The organism is uncultured Candidatus Thioglobus sp. (assembly GCF_963981275.1).
GTDB lineage: Bacteria > Pseudomonadota > Gammaproteobacteria > PS1 > Pseudothioglobaceae > Thioglobus_A.
On the sequence record NZ_CAXCCZ010000050.1, the window covers coordinates 1 to 6,437 of the forward strand.

The 6,437-nt window shown below is 41.2% G+C and carries 6 protein-coding genes and 1 rRNA gene; 1 reads left to right on the forward strand and 6 read right to left on the reverse strand.

The genetic code is table 11. From position 1 onward, the window contains the following. The 6 genes from ABNR88_RS06800 to gshA all read right to left on the reverse strand — a co-directional run. A 16S ribosomal RNA gene (locus ABNR88_RS06800) occupies window positions 1-341 on the reverse strand; the annotation flags it as partial. Between the two features lie 422 nt (window positions 342-763). Continuing rightward, window positions 764-1,225 (reverse strand): rhodanese-like domain-containing protein, encoded by a 462-nt coding sequence (locus ABNR88_RS06805; RefSeq protein WP_291929192.1) that lies wholly within the window; start codon window positions 1,223-1,225, stop codon window positions 764-766. A gap of 11 nt (window positions 1,226-1,236) precedes the next feature. Continuing rightward, a complete protein-coding gene (locus ABNR88_RS06810; protein WP_291929195.1) occupies window positions 1,237-1,866 on the reverse strand; it encodes a response regulator in 630 nt (209 codons plus the stop codon). Between the two features lie 6 nt (window positions 1,867-1,872). Beyond that, window positions 1,873-3,351, reverse strand: coding sequence for an ATP-binding protein (locus tag ABNR88_RS06815; RefSeq protein ID WP_291929198.1), 1,479 nt, complete (start codon window positions 3,349-3,351; stop codon window positions 1,873-1,875). After that, window positions 3,351-4,694: a tRNA uridine-5-carboxymethylaminomethyl(34) synthesis GTPase MnmE gene (gene mnmE, locus ABNR88_RS06820; protein WP_291929201.1), complete on the reverse strand. Its 1,344-nt coding sequence runs from the start codon at window positions 4,692-4,694 to the stop codon at window positions 3,351-3,353. The genes ABNR88_RS06815 and mnmE overlap by 1 nt, the downstream gene beginning before the upstream one ends. A 2-nt stretch (window positions 4,695-4,696) precedes the next feature. Next, the gene (gene gshA / locus ABNR88_RS06825) at window positions 4,697-6,238 is read right to left on the reverse strand and encodes a glutamate--cysteine ligase (protein WP_291929204.1); all 1,542 of its coding nucleotides are present in this window, start codon (window positions 6,236-6,238) and stop codon (window positions 4,697-4,699) included. Between the two features lie 47 nt (window positions 6,239-6,285). Here gshA and ABNR88_RS06830 point away from each other — a divergent pair. Next, on the forward strand, window positions 6,286-6,437 hold a 152-nt coding region (locus ABNR88_RS06830; RefSeq protein WP_348670220.1), incomplete at its 3' end, for an NUDIX domain-containing protein.

The window sequence follows — 6,437 nt, forward strand, 5'->3', positions numbered from 1 at the left end:
GAGTCTGGGCCGTGTCTCAGTCCCAGTGTGGCTGATCATCCTCTCAGACCAGCTAAAGATCGTCGCCTTGGTGAGCTTTTACCTCACCAACAAGCTAATCTTACGCAGGCTCATCTGATAGCGAAAGCTTATAAATAGAGGCCTCCTTTACTACGTGTAGATTATGCGGTATTAATCCGGATTTCTCCGGGCTATCCCCCACTATCAGGCAGATTCCTACGCGTTACTCACCCGTCCGCCACTCGACGCCTGTTAGCAAGCTAACATCGTTTCCGTTCGACTTGCATGTGTTAAGCATACCGCCAGCGTTCAATCTGAGCCAGGATCAAACTCTTCAGTTCAATTCTAACTATTCAGAACATTGGCAACATTTATAAATAAATGCGCTTTGCGTTCAATTTTTTAAAAAGCTTATTTGCTTTAGTTTTTTATGTGCACTTGCACAATTTAATGTACGAGTGCCCACACAAGTTGTTTGATATATTTTTAAAGAGCTACTGCTAAAATGTAATTGTTTCGCAGTGAAAGATGGAAATTATACAGAGTTGATTTTTAATGTCAACCCTTATTTTCAACTTTCTTTGCTAAAAACTTTTTACTGTTTTGTTGCAGTGAAAGATGGAAATTATATAGCGTTAATTGTTAATGTCAACACTTATTTTCAACTTTCTTTGCTAAAAACTAATTACTGTTTTCGTGCAGTGAAAGCGCAGAATTATACTAAGATTTTTCTCTAGGTCAAGCGCTTTATCAAGTTTATTTTTTAGGGCTGTAGTTTGTCCGCTGAAACCGCCATGTTAAGCCATTTGTCGGCTTTGTCAATGTCTACAATTTGTTGATTAGCGTCAACCATTTCAATATCATTGTCGTTCCATCCTTTAATCCCCATCTTTAGTGATCGCACATTTTCAAAGCCCATCAATTGCATCGTCTGCGCTGCAAGTGCACTTCTATTGCCCGATCGACAGATAACAATGATGTTTTGATTGCGTGCTTTAGCCAACTCTGGCACGGTATCGTCATAATTCCAGACACAGGCACCTTCAAGTACACCTCTTGGCACGTGTAATGAATTTTTAATATGCATCATCTCAAATTCATGCGCCTCTCTTATGTCTAATAGAATGAGTGAGCTTGTGGTTTCGATCTCTTCTTCCAGGTCCCAGGGAAAGACTTCGTCAACTGTTTGTAGTGCTGCTTCAACTAATTGCTGATACTGATCCATAATACCCCCTCTTATTTGCAATAACCTTTTTCAGTCACCATGACTGCCACTTCAACTCGTGAGGATAATGATAATTTCTTTAAAATCGATTTAACGTGTAATTTTACGGTGCCGTCTGAAATGCCTAACTCTCTCGCAATAACCTTATTGCTCGATCCTATTGATACTTGGCAAGCCACTTCTTTTTCACGGTTTGTCAACACTTCAAACGAGGGCTCGCTTTCGGTTAGCTCATTACGTAACACCTTAGCCAAAACATGTGTCATGTCTTGAGCAACAACAATTGAGCCCTTGGCTATTTCGTTAAGTGCATCGACTAGTTCATCAGGATCCATGTCTTTCAACAAGTAACCCTGTGCACCATACTTCAAACAATCTCGCAAATCAGTTTCTTCTGTACTGGTCGTTAGCATAACCACTGGTGCTGGAATTTGACGCTCTTTTAAGATTTTCAAAACCTCGATACCAGACATCTGTGGCATACGCAAATCCAACAAGATGATATCCACCGCTAGTGATTCAATTTCTTCTAGACCTTGTGCGGGAGACGAGGCTGCACTGGCAGAGATCTCTTTTGACTCCAGTAGTGCGATCAACCCATTTCTAAACAGTGCGTGATCATCAATAATATATATATTCATAGTTCTTTACTTAGAAAAATTAACAGTAATACGGGTGCCTTCATCAACTTCAGACTCAACTTCTATCTGAGCGCCAACCCTTTGTGCGCGTTCTTTCATAATATTCATGCCGATATTATTCCCCATTATTTCACTAGCGCCTTGATCTTTTACAAATCCGATGCCATCATCCTCAATCAGTAATTGACAATATGGCTCAGCTGTTAGCAGGATTCTAACATTGCGTGCCCCTGCGTGTTTGCGGATATTAGACAAGGCCTCTTGAGTAATGCGCATAATCTGCATCTCAACTTCAGGCTCAACTCTTATTTTGCCCTTAACTTGCAAGAAAGTAGCGATACCCTCTTCTGATTTAAAACGATTAACCAGGTTCTCCAACGAGACTTCGATACCTTTGGGATCCAAAGGCACTCGAAAATTACACATCAACTCTCGCAACTCTTGATTTGCTTGGGTAATATTCGTCTGCAAAGCTTCAACTTGATGATACGCATCCAATTGCTTAGCTTGTTTTAATGAATTACCCAGTACACTCACTTGCAATTTAAGACTGTAAATTGTTTGCGCCAGGGAGTCATGAATCTCTTGCGATAGGAATAGGCGCTCTTGCGAAAGCTCCATGCGTTTAGTTTGTTCATTTAAAGTGGATTTGTCTAAAGCAATGGCAATATTTTCAGCAATAGATTCTAATAATGCTCTTTCATCAAAAGACAGCGAAGGCTCACTATCAAAAAACAAATTAAATATGCCCAGTGTTTTGCCGTGATGGCGCAGTGGAATAAAGATAGTGCCAACATCAGCAATTTCTCTAGACTTATTGCCAACACACTTACCACAGGTGTGTACACTAAACTGCACGCCCGCTTGCTTGGCCATTGCCACCTCACCACAAAAACAATCACTATTTAATATTTGAGCCTGTTGTCCTTCTGGATCAATCACGCCACGCTGGGCAACTAAATACAGCTCGCCATCTTCTGCCAGACTTCTAGCGGCGCCTGAACTAGCGCCTGTCATACTCGCAAACATACCTAAAAAATACTCAAACAACTCATCTGTTGAATGCAATTGATTGAGTTTTGATGAGACGTTATAAAGTGTCTCCAAGGAGGCGGACTTATGACTAAGACGCTGAATTTGCTTCTTAAGGATGCTTTCCATATCATCATAAAGATGCTGGTTCTCGTCAATTAGATGGTTAATAGCGGTCGCTACTGGCTGGAATGTTGTGTCGTGCGCCTCATCTAGGCGCATACTTTGGTTAGATTTAAAGCCTAATACCCAATCTTGTAAATTAGCATAAGGCAGTAGAAAGTCTTTACGAATAGATAAGTACAGACCAAAATAAACAAGCAAAATCAAGCTAACTAAAAGTATGTCAATAATATGCCCTGCACTATAAACCAGTGAAATTTCAGTGAACAACACTGGGGAGAGTAGTACAGTCACCACAAAATAAAGATAAAATTTATACTGAATTTTCATTATTTACCAATACAAAAAGAAGAAAATATTTCGCCCAATAAATCATCCGAAGAGAACTCACCAGTAATACTGCCCATGGCTTGTCCAGCATGGCGAAGATCTTCTGCCATTAACTCAATAGCGCCACCTTCGAGTTGTAACAAGGCATTATTAATAGCCTCTAAAGATTCTTCAAGGGCAATAATATGACGCTTACGCGCCAACACCACCCCTTCTGCGCCACTATCAAGTCCGGCCATATCTGCCAATTCTTGTCTTAATAAGTCAACACCTTGTATTTCTTTGGCGCAAATAGATAACTGGGTTTTACCCTGCTCAATACACCTTCCGGGACGCTCATTCGTGAGATCTATTTTATTTTTAATAACTAAGAGCTTTTTTAGATCAAGCTTTTCAGGCAATAAAGAAAAATCAGGTGATTGATCTTGGGCGTCGTACATCATTAGTACAACGTCAGCTTGAGCGATTACATCTATTGCTCTTTTAATGCCTTCCTTCTCAACCACATCTTGGCTTTCATGCAATCCCGCAGTATCAATAATATTAAGCGGCATGCCGTCTATATGTATGGTTTCACGCAACACATCTCTTGTTGTGCCAGCAATATCGGTCACAATAGCGCTGGAACGTTGAGTTAGTGCATTGAGTAATGACGATTTTCCCGCATTGGGTTTGCCGGCAATAGCCACATTAAGCCCTTCACGCAAAATAGCGCCCTGGGTGGCAGAGTGTAAGATTTCTTGAACTTCGTCTTGGATATGTTGAGCTCTTTCTTTCACTTGTTCGGATTGTAAAAAATCAATCTCTTCATCTGAAAAATCAATCGTCGCTTCCACAAAAATACGCAATTCAATAATAGCACGTGTCAATGTATTTACCTGCTTTGAAAACACACCCGATAAAGACCTAAGTGCAGATCGAGAAGCTTGCTCCGAATTTGCCTCAATAATATCAGCCACCGCCTCCGCTTGTACCAAGTCCATCTTTCCGTTTAAAAAAGCACGCTTAGAAAATTCGCCCGGCTCAGCCGGACTAGCCCCCAAAGCGATGGCAGACTCTATCAAAGAACGCATGACACTGAGTCCGCCATGGCCTTGAAACTCAAGCACATCTTCACCAGTGAAAGAATTTGGCCCCGGAAAAAACAGAGCAATTCCTTGGTCAATTTCCACATGGTTGCGATCAAAAAAAGAGCCATAATGAGCATAACGAGGCTTAGGCACAAAGCCCAACATTTTTTGAGCAATAGCCTGGCTCAACGGGCCAGAAACGCGTACCACGCCGATACCACCTTTGCCCATACTACTGGCTAACGCACAAATGGTTGATTCGTTACTACTCATATTTAGACCTGGTTAAAGTATTGTGCTAGATATTGATCAAAGCTCATGGTATCAGAATCTTCGATCTCACGCTGCTGTTTGCAGGATGCCCGCGCCTGTTCATCTAAATAGTCAAAGTGCATTTGATTAACTTCATTAGATAAAAAATCTTGGCGGTATTGTTTAGCGTAGGTATTAATATGGTCAAAAAATCCTTGACCTTGTTCTTTCATTTTGCTTAATACTTGAGCAGAGGGGGTTAACTCCGGATCATCAAAACGCTTGACGATAGCGCCCACTTCCTGCACATATGATGCACCAAATAGCGTAGCACACGATGCTAAATCTGCAGAAATCTGGGCGCCAAGCTTGGCAATTGAAATCTCCTTGGTCTGATGTTTAAGAAGCAAATCTGGCCTGCGGCCTTCATGTGCCACTAACTGATCGTTATTATCAATTTCAAACTGCTCCCTGGTGGAGATGGCTGGAGAGTCTTTTAATAAGCAAAACAACAAAAACACCTCCAAGAAATGGATTTGTTGTTCATCAATACCCATCGATAATGCAGGATTAATGTCTAGTGACCTAAGTTCAATATAGGCAATTCCCTTATCACTCAAACTGTCAAGTGGCTTTCTCCCAGGCTCTAGTAAAGGCTTAGGCCTAACCGAGGCGTAATACTCATTTTCAATTTGCAAGGTGTTTGCATTAAGCTGCTGATACTCTGAATTGACCTTAACTTCAAATTTTTCATAGTCGCTACACGGCGTTGTCATTCCCAGTTTAAGAGAGTGCACATAATGGCTTAGAGAGTTATAGTTAGCTTTAACACCAGCCTCATCTTCGCGCAAATTCTGATAACCAATATCACCCATGCGCAAGGAGGTTGCGTAAGGCTCATATAAAGTTGAGTCATTAAATTCAACCAAAGAGTGCTGGTGATACCCCTTTAAAAATGATTTACAAACAGCGGGAGATGCGCCAAACAAGTAAGGCACAATCCAGCCGTAACGCACCACATTTCGAGTCATGGCCATGTAGGCTTCATCTTTATTCTGATCTTTTTCTGACAATTCACAATATTTCTGAATAAATTTATCAGCAAACGAATAATTAAAATGAATGCCAGCAATCACCTGCATCACACTACCGTAACGATTTGCCAAGCCTTGACGATAAACCGTTTTCATCTTGCCGCGATTACTCGAACCATACTGAGCAATAGGAATATAGGTCTTTCCGCGAATAACACACGGCATACTCGCTGGCCAAAAACTCTGATCCTTTGGCAAACGGCAATATAAATAATGTTGGGTATCTTTTAAAAAATTAAGCACAGATTGTGCCGTAGGCAGTGGCGGTGTTACCAATTCAAGTAAAGACTCGGAAAAATCGGTAGTGATATTCGGGTGCGTCAAAGCACAGCCCAGAGCGCTAGGGTGTGGCGCTTGTGATAGCCCGCCTTTTCTAGAAACGCGCAAACCTTCTTTTTCAATACCCATTAAATTGCCCGATAACAATTTTGCGTGAGGCTTTAGTAATTGAATTTTTTGGTCTATGTTCAAAGGACTTACAAATTAAAATAAGCGCTATTTTACCATTAGCTTAACAAATGAAGACAATCAAGGCCGTTGTTGGCGTTTTGCACAACAAAGATCAACAAATACTTATTGCCAAGCGTCAATCTCATCAATTTATGGGTGGATTTTGGGAGTTGCCTGGTGGAAAAATAGAGCATGGCGAATCGCCAGAAGTCGCTATTTC

Excerpts from the sequence above, each read along its gene's own strand:
- ABNR88_RS06815 (WP_291929198.1), bottom strand. The coding sequence starts at position 3,351 with ATGAAAATTCAGTATAAATTTTATCTTTATTTTGTGGTGACTGTACTA.
- mnmE (WP_291929201.1), bottom strand. The coding sequence starts at position 4,694 with ATGAGTAGTAACGAATCAACCATTTGTGCGTTAGCCAGTAGTATGGGC.
- ABNR88_RS06805 (WP_291929192.1), bottom strand. The coding sequence starts at position 1,225 with ATGGATCAGTATCAGCAATTAGTTGAAGCAGCACTACAAACAGTTGAC.
- ABNR88_RS06810 (WP_291929195.1), bottom strand. The coding sequence starts at position 1,866 with ATGAATATATATATTATTGATGATCACGCACTGTTTAGAAATGGGTTG.